The following is a 17284-nucleotide window of genomic DNA, read 5'->3' on the forward strand; positions in this document are numbered from 1 at the left end:
TCTCCCGGCCCATAATAGGATTGCTCTTTCTAACTAATTGATTATTTTACAATAGTAAACGCAGTGGTGACGTGCTTAACGCCACTAACCTGGCTGGCAATCTGTGCCGCTGATTGCCCTTCCTGCTGAGTCACCAGACCCAACAAGAACACTTCGCCGTTCTCGGTGGTGACTTTCACATTTGAAGATTTAACTGAATCTGCGGTCAGTAACTGTGAACGAACTTTGGTGGTGATCCAGGTATCCATTGAGGCGGTAGTCAGATCAACCGGCTTGCCTAAGCGCATCTCGTTATACACTTCCGTTGCGCCATCGACACCTGCGGCAATTTGTTTGGCGCGGTTAGACAGCTCTGCGGTTGGCGACTGCCCGGTCAGCAAAACTTTCCCTTGATAAGCGGTCACCACAAAGCGTGTTTGGCTTTTTATCTGCTGATCTTTGCTCAGCGCATTGACGACTCTGGCCTCAAGTGTGCCATCGTCTACCTGAGTGCCGACAGAGCGTGGGTCTGTGGCAGATTTAGTCGCAACGGCTGCGCTGCCGACAACCACGGCACCGACACAGCCTTGCAATAGCAGGGCGCTGAATAGCATGGCAAAAATATAACCAACCTTCATTCGTGCTCCTTTAATCGTCCTGATGAGGAAATAGAGTGTTATCAATTAAGTCACACAAGCAATTCACTGTGAGCATGTGCAATTCTTGAACGCGTGCACTGCGGTGCGAAGGTATACGGATTTCAACATCCTGCTGACCCAACAGGCCAGCCAGCTCACCGCCATCGTAACCGGTAAGGGCAACGATGGTCATATCACGGGTTACAGCTGCTTCGACCGCTTTCACAATATCACGGCTATTGCCACGAGTGGAAATAGCGAGCAAAACATCACCAGCATGGCCGAGTGCTCGTACCTGCTTGGCATAGACCTCATCATGTAAACGGTCGTTGGCAATAGCGGTCAGAACAACATTATCAGCATTTAACGCAATTGCAGGCAGACTTGGTCGTTCTGTTTCAAAACGGTTTATCATGCTGGCGGCAAAGTGCTGCGCGTTAGCCGCTGAAGTCCCATTGCCGCAGCAGAGAATTTTATTGCCGTTGAGCAGTGACTGAACCAACGTCATTGCTGCACGGGATATGGCATCAGGCAAAGCCTCAGCCGCGGCAATCTGGGTTTGAATACTTTCTGTAAAGCAGCCTTTGATTCTATCCAGCACGTTGATTTAATCCACTCAGTAAAATTAATATGCCCTTGGTACTTGAAGCCGCAGGGGTGTTGGCTACGTTCGTTACTCGACTCAGCCAGTGGAGCAATGCAAGTGACGTTAAAAATGGTTTACAACCAATTTGTCATTCTCTTGCCGGCAACCAGCGACTCCAACGTCTTAGGGCATAGCCCGGTAGTAAACCGGAAAAATTGTTAATCCGTATTGAAAGCATTAGGCAGCCACTCTACTTGGCTACCCGTGATGGCAAAAACATCAAAACGGCACGATGTTGTGGCAAAACTGGCGCCTCGCTGTGCCAGCCAAATGGTGGCAGCCCGGAGTAACCGCTGTTGTTTGCTGTGAGTGACGCTGGCAGCAGCGCCACCAAATAGGGCATTACGCCTAAAGCGAACCTCAACAAACACCCAAGTTTCCCCGTCGCGCATAATAAGGTCAATCTCACCACATTGGTAGGTGACATTAGCCGCCTGAAAAATTAAACCAACCCGCTCCAGATAGCTGCGGGCCTGATTTTCGTAATGTGTGCCAGTGTTCCGTTGGCTCATATTCCCTTCGTCCTTGAAGTTGCAGGGGTGTTAGCTACATTCGTTACTCAGCCCGTCCATGGGCCTCGCCTCTGCGAGGCCGCTGCAAGCAGCGTTCAAATCTGTTCCAGACAGATTTGTCACCCGAATCACTTACCTGAGTAAGTTCATCGGGACTCGCTCATTTGCTGCCTACCTGCAACTCCAATGACTTTGGGAATACTCTTTATAATTGAAGTTGCAGGGGTGTTAGCTACATTCGTTACTCAGCCCGTCCATGGGCCTCGCCTCTGCGAGGCCGCTGCAAGCAGCGTTCAAATCTGTTCCAGACAGATTTGTCACCCGAATTACTTTACGCCGCCGGTACTACCATACCTTGACGGTATTGCAACCAAGGCAGCTTACGGGTAATAACACAATCGGCTGATGCCGTTAAATCACCGGTTGTACCGCTGACCTGGAAACCAGGAATTTGGCGCATTTGCGCAAAATGATTCGATAATGTCCACGCATCGATCCCCATGGCGTACAGACGCACCAGCGAATAGTCGTTGGCATATTTAGCCGACGCCTGCTGCATTAGTGCTGGATTAGCACCGGCCATCAATGGAATATCACTAAACTGAATGCCTTCCATCTCCAAACGGTAATCCGGGCCAGCACCGGCCTGATAGCTACGTGAACTGGCAAATAGCGCCGGTTTGCTACGCGAGCTGGTGGCCATATCAATCATTGGTTTAATCAGTGTCAGTTCAGCCGGAGTCGCAATGATATAAACTGCATCAATGTTACCACCAGCGGAAGTGGAAACGACGGGCGCATCTACTGGTGGTGCCGGGATTGTCAGGCCTGCAATGGTGACAGATGCCGGTGCCGCAGCAGGCGTGCCTGAAACGGCAACTGGCTGGCCAGTTAGCCGGATACCCGCACCACTGTTGATAGCTTGTTTCAGTTCAGCAGTTGAACCGAAGTTTTGCTGCAATACTGTTTGCCCACCCTGCTTCTGCCACTCTTCAGCGAAGGCTTTGGCGATACGATCGCCAAAAGTACCGCGCGGGGTCAGCAACAATGGCATTCTTTTCTCCTGTCCCCATAAATGATGCGCGGCATCGCGGGCTTCATCTTCTGGCGATAAGGCGAAGTAACAGATGTTGGGACTGTTAGTACTGGCTTCCGGCTGATTTAATGCCAAAATATTCAATGTACTTGTTGTGGCCTTCAGTTGTTCAACTTCAGGTTTAAGCAGTGGGCCGACAACCAAAGTCGCGCCATCCTGCTGGGCTTGTGCCAGTAATGCCGCAATAGGCTGCGTTGTTGTGTCGTAGACCTTTACCTGTGCATTGTTGGCGGCAACAGGAGCAGCTACCGGCGCCGGTGTGGTAATCGGTGCTACCTCAGCAGGTGTTGCAGCGGCGGTATCAGTTGGCGTGGTTGCTGCTGTATCGGGGGGCGCAGCAGCAGGTGCGGCTACCGGTAACCCATTTTGAGCGGCAGTGAAACCTTGCTGGATAGCATCGGCAAATACCTGTGCCGGGCCACTGAGTGGCAGCAACAGTGCAATTTTCGCCGTCGAGGCCTGGCTGAAGTTACTGATCTGCGTTAATCCCGTTGGCAGGGTTTTCGCTGCCGGGTTTTGAGGATAACGGTTCTGCCAGTCTTTAATAGCGGCTTTCAGTAGCTCGGGATCTTGTTTGTTATCCTGATACACACGCAGTAAATCCAGCCAACCTTGCAGCACGTTTTCATCTGCATTAATCACAATATTGTTCAATTCTTGTGGTGTCAGTTGTGCCAGCGATTGCCAGGTGCCATCAATATTGTCCTGATGGGCTTTATCTTTCAGTAACGGTTCCTGAGCGATAAACGCACGAATCAGTGGCAGAGTGGCTTTACCTTGATTGGCGGCAATTTGCGCCTGATAGAAACGAACTTGCTGGTTAGCCGAGAGTTGGGTCGCATCCAACTTACCAAGAATATCAGCAGCAGCAGGGTTATTTTTCTGCGCAATCAGCAGTTCTGCGGTCAGTAATTGCTGTTCCTGACGTTGCGTATCGCTCAGATTAGCCGGTAGTGTACCGAGCTGTTCTGCCGCCTGAGGCGTTTTCCCTTCACGTAACAGGGCACGAATGGCGAGTAATTGCCAGTCAGCCTTGTTATCATCACCACTCTGTTGCAACTGTTGCAGATAATAATCAGAGTTCGCGCTTGCTTCGTCCTGTATATTTGCGGGTGGCGGCGTCTGTGGCGCTCTGCCTGAACAGGCTGCCAGAATCAGTGCGGCCAGAACTACAGGGACAAGCCCTGCTTTGGAACGAACGAATGTTGAGGAAAGCATACTGTATCCAGTGATGTTTTTTTCAAGATGCTCAATATTAAATCGGTAATTCGGATGAAACAATGAATCAACACGATCGAGCAGTGATTTCTGCATCTACGCTTTATGTGGTACCCACCCCAATCGGTAATTTAGGGGATATTACCCACCGGGCGTTAGAGGTACTGAAAGGCGTTGATTTGATTGCGGCAGAAGATACACGCCATACAGGGTTGTTATTACAGCATTTTGCGATCAACGCCCGCCTGTTTGCACTTCATGACCATAACGAACAACAAAAAGCCGATCATTTGCTGGCGAAACTGCAAGCAGGCCAGAGTATTGCACTGGTTTCAGATGCAGGTACGCCACTTATCAACGATCCGGGCTACCACTTAGTGCGCCGTTGTCGTGAAGCGGGCATCAGGGTGGTGCCACTCCCGGGCGCTTGTGCGGCGATTACAGCACTTTCTGCCGCCGGTATTGCCTCGGATCGTTTTTGCTACGAAGGCTTCCTGCCTGCGAAAACCAAAGGACGTAAGGATACTCTGCAAGCGCTGATTGAGGAACCTCGAACACTGATCTTCTACGAATCAACGCATCGCTTGTTGGAAAGTTTACAGGACATGGTAACCGTACTTGGCCCACAACGCTATGTGGTACTCGCCAGAGAATTAACCAAAACTTGGGAGTCTATCCACGGCGCACCGGTTGGCGAGTTGTTGGCTTGGGTTCAGGAAGATGAAAACCGCCGCAAAGGCGAAATGGTCTTGATTGTCGAAGGACATAAAGTACAAGCCGATGATGCTTTACCGGCCGTTGCGTTACGTACTCTGGCATTATTGCAAAAAGAGTTGCCGCTGAAAAAAGCCGCAGCGTTGGCGGCAGAGATTCATGGCGTGAAAAAGAATGCGCTCTATAAGTACGCACTTGAGCTGCAAGATGGTGCTCAAGAGCAAGCGGAAGATGACATTCAACAGTAATGTGATTATAATCCGCCGCGGAGTTGACCAGACAGTCGCCGCTTCGCTGCCGTCCCTTTCGGGGGAGACAGGTGAAGGGGAGGAAAGTCCGGGCTCCATAGGGCAGGGTGCCAGGTAACGCCTGGGAGGCGCAAGCCTACGACAAGTGCAACAGAGAGCAAACCGCCGATGGCCCGCGTAAGTGGGATCAGGTAAGGGTGAAAGGGTGCGGTAAGAGCGCACCGCACGGCTGGTAACAGTTCGTGGCAGGGTAAACTCCACCCGGAGCAAGGCCAAATAGGGGTTCACATGGTACGGCCCGTACTGAACCCGGGTAGGCTGCTTGAGCCAGTGAGCGATTGCTGGCCTAGAGGAATGACTGTCCACGACAGAACCCGGCTTACCGGTCAACTCCACTCATTCTACAAGACCCCGCTTCGGCGGGGTTTTTGTTTGGTCTTAACGCTTATAGCGTAAGGCATCCACGAACAACGAAAATGCGGTGGTATGCTGTCTGCGGCTCGGATAGTAGAGGTAATAACCGGGGAAAGGCTCACACCACTCTTTCAGCACCCTGATTAGATTGCCACTGGTAATTTTAGCTTTTACCGCATCCTCTGGTACGAATGCCAGACCAAAACCCATGACGGCGGCATCAATGCGTTGTCGCAAACTGTTAAAGGTCAGTTGCCCATCAACACGAACTCTTAATTCATGCCCCTCTTTTTCGAATTCCCACGCATAAAGGCCCCCCATTGTCGGCAGGCGCATATTGATGCAACGATGATTTTGCAGATCTGCCGGAGTGGTGGGTATGCCATATTTAGCCAAATATGAAGGTGAGCCAACGACAGCCATACTCATATCCGGCCCAATCCGTACCGCAATCATATCTTTTGCTACCTGTTCTCCAAGGCGGATGCCGGCATCAAACCGCCCGCTGACAATGTCAGTTAAGGTGTTATCGACCGTGATTTCCACATTAATGTCCGGGTAATCGGCGAGAAATGATTTCAGTACCGGCCAGAGGGTCGAGTCCACGGCATGCTCGCCAGCAGTAACGCGAATATTCCCCGCAGGCCGCTCGCGCATTTCGCTTAAGGCATCCAGCTCACTCTCAATTTCTGCAAAACGTGGTCCCAGACTATTTGCCAGTCTTTCGCCCGCTTCTGTCGGGGCAACGCTGCGAGTCGTGCGGGTCAATAAGCGAAGCTCAAGTCGTTCCTCCAACCCACGAATGGAATGACTTAAGGCCGATTGTGAAACCCCCAGTTTTGCCGCCGCTTTGGTGAAGCTTCGCTCCTTGGCAACCATAAGAAAGGAAATTAAATCGTTAAAATTCTCTTTTAACATCAGTCTCTATACCTGTTTATCTGCCTGTGTGTTCCAGTATAAATAAATTTATGAGTTAAATTCATATACACATGCGCATTTATCCATCTAATCCTCTGCTCGGACATTTGCTACCTTTTTTGCTACCGACATTTATTTAATGAATGCCTCGTAATGACAAATAAATTACAAGTAGGAGTAAAAGAAATGCAAAAGCGCACATTGGGTCGCAGTAATCTCGACGTGTCCGCCATGGGCTTAGGCTGCATGGGGATGAGTTTCAGTTATGGTCCGGCCGCCGATAAACAGGAGATGATCTCTTTGTTGCACAAAGCGGTGGACCTTGGCGTGACATTCTTCGATACCGCAGAGGTCTACGGGCCTTACACCAATGAAGTATTATTGGGTGAGGCGCTGGCACCTCTGCGCGATAAAGTGGTGATTGCGACCAAATTTGGTTTTCAGGCTGATCCGAACGGCGGGCCAAAATGGATCGGTTTAAACAGCCGACCAGAGCATATTAAAAAAGTGGCGGAAGCCTCACTCAAACGGCTGAAAACGGATGTTATTGATCTGTTTTATCAACATCGCGTCGATCCCAATGTACCCATTGAAGATGTGGCCGGTGCAGTACAGGATTTAATCAAAGAGGGTAAAGTAAAACACTTTGGTTTATCTGAAGCTGGGGCGGCGACCATTCGCCGAGCTCACGCTGTTCAGCCGGTAACCGCCCTGCAAAGTGAATACTCATTATGGTGGCGTAAGCCGGAGCAAGAAATCATACCAACGCTGGAAGAACTTGGCATTGGTTTGGTGCCTTATAGCCCACTGGGTAAAGGTTATCTGACGGGTAACATGAATCAATCAACCCAGTTTGCCAGTGATGATTTTCGTAGCACGTTACCACGATTTACTCCCGAAGCCTTGGCCGCTAATCAGGCGTTAATCACCTTGATTCAGCAGGTCGCTCACCAAAAGGGTAGCTCGCCTGCGCAAATCGCTCTTGCCTGGTTGCTGGCGCAGAAACCCTGGATTGTACCGATCCCCGGTACGCGCAGACTGAATCGGTTAGAAGAAAATATTGGTGCGGTGAATGTAGAGTTGACCACTGCTGATCTGCAACAGATTAATAACGCGGCTGCACAAGTAACGATAATGGGTGATCGCTATCCCGAAACATTGGAGAAGCTTACTGGATTGTAATTTGTTCGCTTAATATCAGAGCAGAAATAGAGGCAGGATTGCTACTTTACAGGCCTATACTCTCTAGGTAGCAATTTCCTTGAAACTAACTTTCCCTATACTCAAACCGTTTACCCTCGACGTTTTTTAAGGTTTATCGAGCTTCAAATCACAGTGTTTATGATACCGGAGATACATCATGACGATAAAAGTTCTCGGTTATGCAGCCAAATCCGCACAAGTTCCCCTTGCCCCACTCGAGTTTACCCGTCGCGATCCGCGTCCTGATGATGTGGTGATGGATGTGCTCTATTGCGGTGTCTGTCACTCAGACCTGCATCAGGCGCGTAACGACTGGGGGTTCAGCAGCTATCCGCTGGTACCCGGGCATGAAGTGGTTGGGCAAGTCACCGCCGTGGGTAAAAGTGTCACGAAATTCAAGGTGGGTGATTTTGCCGGAATTGGCTGCATGGTGGACTCCTGCCGAGTGTGCCAACCCTGTCAACAGGGTCTGGAGCAGTATTGTGCAGAGGGCAATGTGCAAACTTACAATGGTGTTGATCGTCACGACCATACACCAACCTATGGTGGCTACTCACAATCCATTGTAGCTTCTGAAGATTTTGTGCTGAAAATGCCTGCTGGTTTGGATTTGCAAGCTGCCGCGCCACTACTGTGCGCCGGTATTACCACCTGGTCGCCGCTGCGCCATTGGAAAGTGGGTAAAGGCAGTAAAGTCGCGGTAGTTGGCTTGGGTGGCTTGGGTCATATGGCATTAAAGCTGGCGAATGCATTAGGGGCTGAAGTGACGCTCTTTACCCGTTCACCGAGTAAAGAGGCTGATGCTCGTCGTTTAGGTGCACATCATATTGTGTTATCCACCGATGATGCACAAATGGACGCGACCAAAGGGCAATTCGATCTGATTATCGATACCGTGCCTTATGTCCATGATATCAACCCGTACATGCCGACACTGAATGTGGATGGCACCCTGGTATTTGTTGGTTTTCTTGGTGATCTTAGCCCAATGATAAACACCATGCCATTGATTCTGGCACGGCGTTCGGTGGCCGGTTCATGTATTGGCGGCATTGCTGAAACACAGGAAATGCTCGATTTCTGTGCTGAACACGGCATTGCTTCAGATATAGAGATGATCAAGATTCAGGATATCAACGACGCCTATGAGCGGATGCTGAAAAGCGATGTGAAATACCGTTTCGTGATCGATATGGCGTCGTTAAAACCGTAATTATACTGGGAGTCACGCGGGGGGAACCTCGCACTTTTCCCATTAAATCTTAGCTGGCGTGCTCGCCCATATTCACGCAGGCAAATCGATGAGCAGGGCACGCAGCGGCGTTTCAGCTTTAATCACCAGATGCCGTTCTTCTTGTACAAAAGCACCATCACCGCAGGTCAGGCGCTGAGTTTCACTGGCTTGCGGCCCATCCACCGTTACTGTTCCGTGAATGGATTGCAGATAAGCCCTTGGGCCGTGTAGGTCAATGGTGTACTGTTCGCCCGCGGCTAAATCCAGATGATGAATCCATACTTGCTGACGCAGTTTTAGGCTGCCCTGCTCACCGTCAGGAGACGCTAGTAGCCTTAGTGGCTGCGTGCATAATGACAGGTGCTGGGCGGGATTGCTTTCCTGCTCAGGGCAGGCATTGAGCCATAACTGAATGCGAGTTAATGGCTTATCAGTACTCAAATTATGCTCGCTATAGCTGACACCTGATTGAGCAGAAAAGAGCAACACATCGCCAGTTTTACCGCGCACATAGTTACCCAGACTATTTCGATACTCAGCCTCACCTTGTAAAATCAGGTTTAAAATATCAACCTGCGGATAAGTTCGTGGTTGAAATGAGGATCCCGGTGCTAACACTTCCTGATTCAAAACGCGCAGTGAGGCATAACCCAATAGCTTCGGGTCAAAATAGTGGCCGAATGAGAAAGTATAACGGGCTTGGAGCCAACCATAGTCAGCTTGCCCGCACTGTTTTGCTGTTCTGCATGTGATCATGACAATGATTGCCCTATCCTGATATTAATTGATAAAGAGATGGTAAGCGTCTGGACGACGGATTGTTAGCCAGTTAATCTGGTCGCTATATTCAAATTTCCTGATTGAGAAAATGATGGCCAAAGATCGGGCGCTAACGTTAGAAGCATTGAGAGTAATGGATGCTATTGACCGCCGTGGTAGTTTTGCCGCGGCGGCTGATGAATTGGGACGGGTACCTTCTGCGCTGAGCTATACCATGCAGAAACTTGAAGATGAGCTTGATGTGGTGTTGTTCGACCGCTCCGGGCATCGCACCAAATTTACCAATGTTGGGCGGATGCTACTGGATCGCGGGCGGGTGTTACTGGAGGCCGCAGACAAACTGACTACCGATGCTGAGGCACTGGCGCGCGGCTGGGAAACACATATCACGATTGTCAGTGAGGCATTGTCTCCGGCATGGAAACTGTTCCCGTTGATCGACAAACTGGCGCTCAAAGCTAATACTCAGGTCTCCATATTTACCGAAGTATTGGCCGGGGCATGGGAACGGTTGGAGCAAGGGCGGGCTGATATCGTCATTGCGCCCGATATGCATTTCCGTGCATCTTCAGAGATTAACAGCCGTAAACTGTACAAAGTGACCAGTGTCTATGTTGCCAGCCCAGACCACCCCATTCATTTGGAACCAGAACCTCTGTCAGAACTGACCCGAGTGAAATACCGTGGTGTCGCTGTAGCGGATACCGCTCGTGAGCGGCCAGTTATCACGGTGCAATTGCTGGATAAACAGCAACGTTTGACGGTCAGCACCATCGAAGATAAGCGGCGGGCCTTATTAGCTGGTTTGGGTGTGGCGACCATGCCCTATGAAATGGTAGAAAAAGACATTGAAGCGGGCCGTTTACGGGTTGTCGGGCCAGAGTTCAGCCGTGAGGCCGATATTATTATGGCATGGCGGCGCGACAGTATGGGGGAGGCTAAGTCGTGGTTCCTGCGAGAAATCCCTAGATTGTTCGCTAATAAGTAAACGGCTACTGCGCGTCGTCATACTGAGATTGTGCAGTGCTCACAATCCTCACGTACTACGTGTACGCTCCGGTTTTTCCGCGCTGTACGCACTTAGTCTGACTTAGCTCGCTACGCCTTAAGCTGTTATGGCTACTGCGCGTTAATCTGTTAATAAAGTGAAACGTGTATCTCGTCCATGTGGCTCCAGCAGGTCTTGCTGTGGGCCGATGGAGATAATCCCGTAAGGGTTTATAGTGCCGTGGCTGCGATAGTAGTGATTGCGGATATGGGCAAAATCTACTGTTTCAGCGACGCCTTGAATTTGATAAATATCGCGTAAAAAGCCATATAAGCTGAGATAATCGCTGATACGGCGCTTATCACATTTGAAATGAGTGACATATACCGGATCAAAACGCACCAATGTGGTCCATAAACGCAAATCCGCTTCCGTCAGTTGGCCTCCAGTCAGATATCGCTGTTTCGCCAGAATCTGTTCCAGCTTGGCCAATGCATCAAATAAGGTATTAACTGCCTCGTCATAGGCTTCCTGTGTAGTGGCGAATCCCGCCTTATACACCCCATTATTGACCTGATCGTAAACCCACCCGTTGATATCATCAATATTACTGCGTAACGCTGTAGGGTAATAATCCCCCGCCTTGGCGCCGACGCCATCAAAAGCAGTATTGAACATACGAATGATATCGGCAGATTCATTGCTAACGACTGTCTGTTGCTGCTTATCCCATAACACCGGAACGGTTACCCGCCCGCTATAATTTGCATCGGCGCGCAGATAAAGCTGATAGAGATAGTCAAGATGATAGAGTTCGTCGCCGGTGGCGGCAGGGAAATCATTAGCGAAGGTCCAGCCATTCTCCAGCATCAGTGGATGTACCACAGAAACTGAAATCAGTGACTCTAAGCCTTTCAGTGTGCGCATGAGTAAAGTGCGGTGTGCCCATGGGCAGGCAAGAGAAACATACAGATGGTAACGGTGTGCTTCGGCTTTAAAGCCAGCTTTACCTTGTGGGCCCGCCTGCCCATCAGCAGTCACCCAATTGCGGAACTGTGAGGTACTGCGTTTGAAATGGCCACCGGTAGATTTTGTGTCGTACCAGATGTCTTTCCACATGCCGTCTACGAGCTGTCCCATCCAATCCCCCGTGTTCTTGAAATTGTAGCGTTGTTAGCTGCTCTTATTCACCCGAATCACTTACCTGAGTAAGTTCATCGGGATTAATGAGCCTCATCCTTGAGGCTCACCCTACGGCTAGCCTATAAATGCTGTTCAAATTGGAAACCAATTTGTCATTCGCTTGCTGCCTGACTGCAACTCCAATTACTTTGGGGATTGCATTTTATAGTATAGCCTTACCACTTCTTACCCAGCAGGCGGTCAATACTGAAACCACCCGGGCCGGCAACCGCCAACACAATGAAACCGCCAGCGATGGTTAGGTTTTTCATGAACATCAACTGGTTAACCCCTTCCGCAAAGTTAGTGTGGAAGATAAGTGCCGTCAGAATAGTGAAACCCGCGGTGAACAGTGCAGTGGTACGGGTCAGGAAACCAAACAAAATTGCCAGACCGCCGCCAAATTCCAGCAAAATGGTCAATGGTAGGAAGAAGCCTGGGACACCCATCGCTTGCATATATTGTTGCGTGCCAGCATAGGCATCACCCATTTTGCCGTAACCGGCTACAATAAACAGAATCGGCATCAGAATGCGTGCTACCAACAGGCCAGTATCTTGTAATTTGTTCATCGACGACTTCTCCAAAAAGTTGTTCTATTAATGCCTGGCATCTGCGGGCGTTAATGGTTAATCAAAGGTGCTTGTGTGTGGTCGCTTGCCGGTGTTATCCCGCAAACTCCCTGAGTTGATGAGAGAATGTTAGTTGAGAAGTTGAGAAGTTGTTAGCAAGTAAAACTGTCTGTTTTTATCAAAAAAACTGAAGTGTAAGCAGATTAAAGCCGAAAAACGGTCTGTTTAGGCATAAGAAATGGGGAAGGGCAGTCAGTAGCCCGCATGAGATACCGATATGCCACCAAGTGAAGTAACGGCAGGTTAACGTAAGAGAAAAGTGTTACGAAACAATCGGATAGTTCCCCATAACCCAACCGCCCGACGCGACCAGCGGATGAATTTACTCGGGTGGCGGATACCGTATAGCGCGACCAGGCTGGAGCCAATCATCAAATATTTTCGCATACCGACGATTTGTGCCCAACCGCGATCATAAGGTGCAGTGACCTCAAGCCAATGTGCGGCGCTGTTGGCGAGATCCAGACGTTGCTGCTGGATCTCATGTAACAATGCGGCCTTTTCCTGTGCTAATTTACGGCGGCTCAACGCTCTTTCTCCAATAACTCGCGATCCGTTTCCAGTTGCTTACGGGTAGAACCCAGCAGTGTGGAGCGGCGCGCCTTGGTGAGAGTCCAGATAATACCGATTATCGCTAGTGCTAATAGCACGGCAGTGGTAGTGCCAAGCGCCATTAAACGATAGGCAGGATCAATACCCCATATGACTAATACCAGCAGACTCATCAACCCGAAAGCGGTAAACAGCAAGGTAATCCCTGCCATCATCAGCAACTGAACCAGTGTTGCTTTTTCCTCTTCCAGCTCAATAGCAGCCAGACGTACACGGGTTTCAACCATGCCTACCACAATGGTAGCGATACGATGAACAGTATCGAGGACCCCTTTACCGGGGCCCTGAGTGTGAGGAAGCTCAGCCATAATCAGCGGCGAGACAACAGAACGCCTAACACCACGCCGACAGCAGCACCGATGCCTACGCCAGTCCAAGGATTGTCGTGAACATAGGTATCTGCTTTATCAGCAATTTCTTTAGTTTGGGCTGCGATTTTATCGCCGGTTTCGCTCAGACGCTCGCGAGTATCTTTCAACGCGCTTTCCGCTTTGGCTCGCAGCTTTTCTAACTCAGCTTTCGGCTTATCGGTCGAAGTTTGCAGCACTTCTTCCAAAGTATCTGCCAGTGACTTAAGTTCAGCGCGTAAATGTTCAGAGGTTTTATCTTGTGGCATGTAATAGCTCCTTAACATAACTGAGGTGAATACATAACGTAGCGAATATTTTACAAGGTTAAAAGGTTAATAATCTTAAATAACCCTGATGAGTCGCCATTCTCGTATTTAAAACCGGAGTTGCTACTTTTGTGCCTGAGCTTGCTTTAACTCAGCTTGTGCTTCCACTAACTTCTTCTGCTGCTTGGTAATTTTGCTAGCATCACCTTTTTGCTGAGCCTCTTTTAACTCTTGCTGACGCTCAGTGACTTTGTGCTGCTTTTGTCTGATTTTTTGTTGTCGTTCGGCCTTTAGGCTCTCCGCCGTGCAATTGCTCTTTACTTCTTTTAAGGCTGTTGCCAGACCAGCAGCGCGGCGGGTATTGCCATGTTGTTTGGCATAATCTATCTGTTGTTGGATTTCTTTGGCTTTTATATCGCATTCATTGTCTACCACTGCCTGAGCAACATTACAAAACACGACAATGGGTAAAACCAACAGGAGAGAGTGACGTAACAACATAGTATTGCTTCCTTTTACAGCAAGAGTCAGGGACGAAACAGGTTGCCGTGAATGTTTAAGCATAGCGCTGAATTATGTGATACCCAAGTTTACCACAGGATTTTTTATAGATTAATCAGATATCAGCGGAATAAATGGACGAAAAACAAGAGATGACTACGGGGATTTCGCTCCCCGCAGCAATAATTATCCCATTTTCTGTGGGGTATTTCTGAATGCAGGCAACAGACGCTGACGTTTCTTGGACTCGCTCGAGACAATCACATAACCACTCGGCAAGATATCCTGTAAAACGACAATGGCTTCTTTCTGCTGTTCTGGGGATTCCAGGCTCACCACCAGGCTATCATCCTCTGGAGTGATGCTTTTTATCCGAATTCCACGTTGATCGAGATGTTGATACAGATAAAACCCATCAGGCAAGGACAACCCCTGTTGGTTAGGTCGAATTTTCAACGCACTTTCTGTGCGCAAAATGATCGGCGTAAACAACAGGGCTGCCAGCAACAACGCTGTAACTGGCAGGATAAGATAGTGCCAGACCGGGCGGCCGAAACGGCCCCTGAGGTTGATCACTCTGGCTTACCTTTATTATTGTCATTGCTATCGGCAACCGGCGGCGTATTTTTTTTGCGCCAAAGCACATATAAAGAACCAAACAAGCCAATCACCAATAGTGCCAGTGGCAATAACATCAGGACGAACATCACTTCGTCTTCATATTTTAGGAATACGGGGGTTTTACCAAAGGCAAAGCCCATGGTTGTCAGGATCAATACCCACAGGAAACCGCTCATCCAGTTGAAGAACTGAAAACGGGCGTTGTTCAGGCCTGAAAGTCCGGCAATAGTTGGCAACAAGGTACGCACAAATGCCAAGAAACGGCCTACCAGTAGGGCTGATAAACCATGGCGATGGAACAAATTATGGGCGCGCTGGTGGTAATGAGCGGGTAGATGAGACAACCAGCCCTGTACTACTTTCGTATTCCCCAGCCATCGACCCTGAATATAACTGACCCAGCATCCAAGGCTGGCGGCAGTAGTCAATACCACGAGGGTCACAGGGAAACTCATTGCACCTTTTGCAATCAGTACACCAACCAGAATCAGCAGACTATCGCCCGGTAAAAAGGCTGCTGGCAGCAAGCCATTCTCCAGGAAAAGTATGACAAACAGCAGGATATAAATGGCCCATACCAGAGACGGGTTCGCGAGTGTCTCATAGTCTTGTGCCCATAGAGCATGTAAGAGTTCTTTAATGATATCCATCTGGTATTCCTAAAACGTCATTGTTGTATACCCTTCTTACCTGACGTTGCAGCGGCGCTTTCTTACCCGAATCACTGAGATGCTAATCAATGGGCGGGATTCGTTCGTTTTGCCTGACTGCAATACCAATTACTTTGGGTATATTCGTTAGTTTATAAACACGACTCGCAAAAATAACGGATGGCTTTTCGTGTTTAAGCGATGGTTTTGATAAATGTGTTAAAAACAAACCAATTCGCTGATATCAATAGGTAAATATACTTCTCGCTGTAACTGCCTGGACAGCTACGACAACTGACCATCATGGTGGTAGGTAAGCATCCCGCTATATTGAATATTACTCTCTTTCCAGCCACCCACACGATTTTGCTGTGTCGATACATGGAACATCCAGTTGGAGTAGTTAAGCAGTGGCAGTGATTGCCTCGGCTGTTTATATATTTCATCCGCCCGACTGTTGCGAGACATCGGCAGATATGCCCCAGACCATGAGTTATTGGCCAACGACGGATTGGCTGAGCCAGTAAACTTGGTGGCACCCAGCCGATTCTTTATGGCCGTTTTTTTGACCGGCAAACCCATCAGACGTAATTGGGAGGAGATGACCTTATTTTGCAGGTGCAGGTAAGGTGGGAATGCACTTACAGATGATGGCGTGTCGCTAACATCGTGGTGGTCATGATAAACAGAACTCAGCGCTGAGAGCGCCATGCCGGATGGGGTAGAATGAGTGGGCGATAGCAGGTTGCCGGAGACCGAACCGGCCCAGCCAGACACTGCAATAAATAGAGCAAACAACCAGCGCATGTTTTTGCGTTTCGCTCCCAAAGCACCCAAGTAAAAAAGTGCTGCCACTTTAGCAAAATAGCGGGATATGAAACAGGGAAATATAGAGACCTACTGGGTGTTTATTAAGCAATGGTTTAAAAATAGGCTTGATACTGACGTTTGTTGACAGAAGTCGACATTTACTGACTACAAAGCAGCATAATCAGACCGGGAAGAGAAAGAAAAGAATCAGTTTCTCTTCCCATGGCCTGCAACAATCCGGGCAAGGATCAGCTTTTACTATTCGCGACCATATTGTTATTCATCATCAGATTATCGAGATGAACAACGGGGTTTTCTGTGAATAAATAACGATCCACATTAAATTCAAAATCATCGGTAGTAGCACGAAACAGCATCTGCTTGGTATTTTCCAGATGTTGCCACATAGCAAGTTTACTGGCGTAAGGATCTTTACGCATCAGTGCCTCAAGGATCCTGTCGTGATCTTCGCACCAGCTCTCGATCGATTTATCATCGATATGCTCATGCAATTTGATCCAGTAAGGGTTATGTACCCGCTGGCTCCACATTTTTTCGACAATCGTTGCCATGGCGGTATTTTGGGTGGCCAGAGCAACCTGCACGTGGAATTTCAGATCCCATTGTGAATCACGGAAGCGATCTTCCTGGCGCGCATGCTTTTGGATCTCGATTAATTGCACGATATCTTGCCGCGTAACCTGAGTGGCGGCAAATTCAGCAATATTACTTTCGATCAACTGGCGGGCCTGTAATAGCTCAAAGGGGCCTGCGGTGGCGAATTCAATGCTGTGGTTGGGCATCACGAGGTGCTTTTGCTGATTCGACATCACGTGGATGCCGGAGCCTTTACGCACTTCGACGTAACCCTCTACTTCCAGCATGATAATCGCTTCACGGACCACGGTGCGGCTGACATTCATCTCTTCTGAAATGTAGCGTTCTGCCGGCAATTTATCCCCCACCGGATAAACACCCGCTTCGATGCGCTGCTTTAACTCTGCGGCTAACTGCTGGTACAACCGTCTGGTTTCTGTGAATTCCATGATTAAGGCTCTTGGGATCAATTGAG

At 49.2% G+C, this 17284-nt stretch carries 20 protein-coding genes and 1 other RNA gene; 5 read left to right on the forward strand and 16 right to left on the reverse strand.

Translation table 11 applies throughout. The features are described from left to right. Positions 1 to 41: 41 nt before the first annotated feature. From dolP to V2A84_RS21600, 4 genes are all read right to left on the reverse strand, one after another. Positions 42 to 617 carry a division/outer membrane stress-associated lipid-binding lipoprotein gene (dolP, locus tag V2A84_RS21585; RefSeq protein WP_005166550.1) on the reverse strand — a complete coding sequence of 192 codons (576 nt, stop codon included), beginning with the start codon at positions 615 to 617 and terminating at the stop codon, positions 42 to 44. A 10-nt stretch (positions 618 to 627) separates the two neighbouring features. Continuing rightward, positions 628 to 1218, reverse strand: a complete 591-nt coding sequence (diaA, locus tag V2A84_RS21590; protein ID WP_004710884.1) for a DnaA initiator-associating protein DiaA — start codon at positions 1216 to 1218, stop codon at positions 628 to 630. Positions 1219 to 1421: 203 nt separating this feature from the next. Next, positions 1422 to 1775 carry a YraN family protein gene (locus V2A84_RS21595; protein ID WP_083162306.1) on the reverse strand — a complete coding sequence of 118 codons (354 nt, stop codon included), beginning with the start codon at positions 1773 to 1775 and terminating at the stop codon, positions 1422 to 1424. Between the two features lie 331 nt (positions 1776 to 2106). Beyond that, positions 2107 to 4089, reverse strand: a complete 1983-nt coding sequence (locus V2A84_RS21600) for a penicillin-binding protein activator (protein WP_083162308.1) — start codon at positions 4087 to 4089, stop codon at positions 2107 to 2109. Between the two features lie 62 nt (positions 4090 to 4151). Between V2A84_RS21600 and rsmI the strand changes: the two genes are divergently transcribed. Both rsmI and rnpB read left to right on the forward strand, forming a co-directional pair. Next, positions 4152 to 5051 carry a 16S rRNA (cytidine(1402)-2'-O)-methyltransferase gene (gene rsmI / locus V2A84_RS21605; RefSeq protein ID WP_083162310.1) on the forward strand — a complete coding sequence of 300 codons (900 nt, stop codon included), beginning with the start codon at positions 4152 to 4154 and terminating at the stop codon, positions 5049 to 5051. A gap of 19 nt (positions 5052 to 5070) precedes the next feature. Next, positions 5071 to 5449, forward strand: an RNA gene (gene rnpB / locus V2A84_RS21610) — RNase P RNA component class A. A gap of 40 nt (positions 5450 to 5489) precedes the next feature. On the opposite strand, the gene V2A84_RS21615 is transcribed toward rnpB, so the two are convergent. Next, a complete protein-coding gene (locus tag V2A84_RS21615) occupies positions 5490 to 6383 on the reverse strand; it encodes a LysR family transcriptional regulator (protein WP_083162312.1) in 894 nt (297 codons plus the stop codon). 186 nt (positions 6384 to 6569) lie between these two features. Here V2A84_RS21615 and V2A84_RS21620 point away from each other — a divergent pair, with 186 nt between their 5' ends. Next, positions 6570 to 7565 (forward strand): aldo/keto reductase, encoded by a 996-nt coding sequence (locus V2A84_RS21620; RefSeq protein ID WP_083162314.1) that lies wholly within the window; start codon positions 6570 to 6572, stop codon positions 7563 to 7565. Positions 7566 to 7743: 178 nt separating this feature from the next. After that, positions 7744 to 8799, forward strand: coding sequence for an NAD(P)-dependent alcohol dehydrogenase (locus tag V2A84_RS21625; protein WP_083162316.1), 1056 nt, complete (start codon positions 7744 to 7746; stop codon positions 8797 to 8799). Positions 8800 to 8871: 72 nt separating this feature from the next. Here the strand turns inward: V2A84_RS21625 and V2A84_RS21630 are convergent, their stop codons facing one another. Continuing rightward, positions 8872 to 9576: a pirin family protein gene (locus tag V2A84_RS21630; protein WP_083162317.1), complete on the reverse strand. Its 705-nt coding sequence runs from the start codon at positions 9574 to 9576 to the stop codon at positions 8872 to 8874. 115 nt (positions 9577 to 9691) lie between these two features. Here V2A84_RS21630 and V2A84_RS21635 point away from each other — a divergent pair, with 115 nt between their 5' ends. Continuing rightward, positions 9692 to 10588, forward strand: coding sequence for a LysR family transcriptional regulator (locus V2A84_RS21635; RefSeq protein ID WP_083162318.1), 897 nt, complete (start codon positions 9692 to 9694; stop codon positions 10586 to 10588). A gap of 141 nt (positions 10589 to 10729) precedes the next feature. Here V2A84_RS21635 and V2A84_RS21640 read toward each other — a convergent pair whose 3' ends face one another. The 10 genes from V2A84_RS21640 to exuR form a co-directional block, all read right to left on the reverse strand. Next, positions 10730 to 11728 (reverse strand): glutathione S-transferase family protein, encoded by a 999-nt coding sequence (locus V2A84_RS21640; protein ID WP_083162319.1) that lies wholly within the window; start codon positions 11726 to 11728, stop codon positions 10730 to 10732. Positions 11729 to 11946: 218 nt separating this feature from the next. After that, positions 11947 to 12342, reverse strand: a complete 396-nt coding sequence (locus V2A84_RS21645; protein ID WP_004714887.1) for a DoxX family protein — start codon at positions 12340 to 12342, stop codon at positions 11947 to 11949. Positions 12343 to 12645: 303 nt separating this feature from the next. Beyond that, the gene (locus tag V2A84_RS21650; RefSeq protein ID WP_372560454.1) at positions 12646 to 12930 is read right to left on the reverse strand and encodes a YqjK-like family protein; all 285 of its coding nucleotides are present in this window, start codon (positions 12928 to 12930) and stop codon (positions 12646 to 12648) included. Next, positions 12927 to 13322, reverse strand: a complete 396-nt coding sequence (locus tag V2A84_RS21655; protein ID WP_083162321.1) for a phage holin family protein — start codon at positions 13320 to 13322, stop codon at positions 12927 to 12929. Before V2A84_RS21655 ends, V2A84_RS21650 begins: the two co-directional genes overlap by 4 nt. Positions 13323 to 13324: 2 nt before the next feature. Next, on the reverse strand, positions 13325 to 13630 hold the full coding sequence (locus V2A84_RS21660) for a DUF883 family protein (RefSeq protein ID WP_083162322.1): 306 nt from the start codon (positions 13628 to 13630) through the stop codon (positions 13325 to 13327). A 123-nt stretch (positions 13631 to 13753) separates the two neighbouring features. Beyond that, positions 13754 to 14131 carry a DUF1090 domain-containing protein gene (locus tag V2A84_RS21665; protein ID WP_102970527.1) on the reverse strand — a complete coding sequence of 126 codons (378 nt, stop codon included), beginning with the start codon at positions 14129 to 14131 and terminating at the stop codon, positions 13754 to 13756. A gap of 186 nt (positions 14132 to 14317) precedes the next feature. Beyond that, complete coding sequence (gene mzrA / locus V2A84_RS21670; protein ID WP_442849052.1) at positions 14318 to 14707, reverse strand: EnvZ/OmpR regulon moderator MzrA; 390 nt, start codon at positions 14705 to 14707, stop codon at positions 14318 to 14320. Further along, positions 14704 to 15402, reverse strand: coding sequence for a DedA family protein (locus tag V2A84_RS21675; RefSeq protein ID WP_083162324.1), 699 nt, complete (start codon positions 15400 to 15402; stop codon positions 14704 to 14706). The genes mzrA and V2A84_RS21675 overlap by 4 nt, the downstream gene beginning before the upstream one ends. Positions 15403 to 15687: 285 nt before the next feature. After that, positions 15688 to 16209 (reverse strand): hypothetical protein, encoded by a 522-nt coding sequence (locus V2A84_RS21680; RefSeq protein ID WP_442849053.1) that lies wholly within the window; start codon positions 16207 to 16209, stop codon positions 15688 to 15690. Between the two features lie 251 nt (positions 16210 to 16460). Next, entirely contained in the window at positions 16461 to 17258 is a 798-nt protein-coding gene (gene exuR / locus V2A84_RS21685; RefSeq protein WP_083162325.1) for a transcriptional regulator ExuR, read from the reverse strand. Positions 17259 to 17284: the final 26 nt, after the last annotated feature.

Source organism: Yersinia sp. 2553 StPb PI (assembly GCF_052217105.1).
GTDB lineage: Bacteria > Pseudomonadota > Gammaproteobacteria > Enterobacterales > Enterobacteriaceae > Yersinia > Yersinia enterocolitica_E.

What these genes read in the sequence shown, in the direction of transcription:
- V2A84_RS21620 (WP_083162314.1), top strand. Translation starts at nt 6,570, where the DNA reads ATGCAAAAGCGCACATTGGGTCGCAGTAATCTCGACGTGTCCGCCATG.
- V2A84_RS21635 (WP_083162318.1), top strand. Translation starts at nt 9,692, where the DNA reads ATGGCCAAAGATCGGGCGCTAACGTTAGAAGCATTGAGAGTAATGGAT.
- V2A84_RS21630 (WP_083162317.1), bottom strand. Translation starts at nt 9,576, where the DNA reads ATGATCACATGCAGAACAGCAAAACAGTGCGGGCAAGCTGACTATGGT.
- exuR (WP_083162325.1), bottom strand. Translation starts at nt 17,258, where the DNA reads ATGGAATTCACAGAAACCAGACGGTTGTACCAGCAGTTAGCCGCAGAG.
- V2A84_RS21640 (WP_083162319.1), bottom strand. Translation starts at nt 11,728, where the DNA reads ATGGGACAGCTCGTAGACGGCATGTGGAAAGACATCTGGTACGACACA.
- rsmI (WP_083162310.1), top strand. Translation starts at nt 4,152, where the DNA reads ATGAATCAACACGATCGAGCAGTGATTTCTGCATCTACGCTTTATGTG.
- V2A84_RS21600 (WP_083162308.1), bottom strand. Translation starts at nt 4,089, where the DNA reads ATGCTTTCCTCAACATTCGTTCGTTCCAAAGCAGGGCTTGTCCCTGTA.
- V2A84_RS21645 (WP_004714887.1), bottom strand. Translation starts at nt 12,342, where the DNA reads ATGAACAAATTACAAGATACTGGCCTGTTGGTAGCACGCATTCTGATG.
- V2A84_RS21625 (WP_083162316.1), top strand. Translation starts at nt 7,744, where the DNA reads ATGACGATAAAAGTTCTCGGTTATGCAGCCAAATCCGCACAAGTTCCC.
- V2A84_RS21665 (WP_102970527.1), bottom strand. Translation starts at nt 14,131, where the DNA reads ATGTTGTTACGTCACTCTCTCCTGTTGGTTTTACCCATTGTCGTGTTT.
- V2A84_RS21660 (WP_083162322.1), bottom strand. Translation starts at nt 13,630, where the DNA reads ATGCCACAAGATAAAACCTCTGAACATTTACGCGCTGAACTTAAGTCA.
- V2A84_RS21655 (WP_083162321.1), bottom strand. Translation starts at nt 13,322, where the DNA reads ATGGCTGAGCTTCCTCACACTCAGGGCCCCGGTAAAGGGGTCCTCGAT.
- dolP (WP_005166550.1), bottom strand. Translation starts at nt 617, where the DNA reads ATGAAGGTTGGTTATATTTTTGCCATGCTATTCAGCGCCCTGCTATTG.
- V2A84_RS21615 (WP_083162312.1), bottom strand. Translation starts at nt 6,383, where the DNA reads ATGTTAAAAGAGAATTTTAACGATTTAATTTCCTTTCTTATGGTTGCC.
- V2A84_RS21680 (WP_442849053.1), bottom strand. Translation starts at nt 16,209, where the DNA reads ATGCGCTGGTTGTTTGCTCTATTTATTGCAGTGTCTGGCTGGGCCGGT.
- V2A84_RS21595 (WP_083162306.1), bottom strand. Translation starts at nt 1,775, where the DNA reads ATGAGCCAACGGAACACTGGCACACATTACGAAAATCAGGCCCGCAGC.
- V2A84_RS21675 (WP_083162324.1), bottom strand. Translation starts at nt 15,402, where the DNA reads ATGGATATCATTAAAGAACTCTTACATGCTCTATGGGCACAAGACTAT.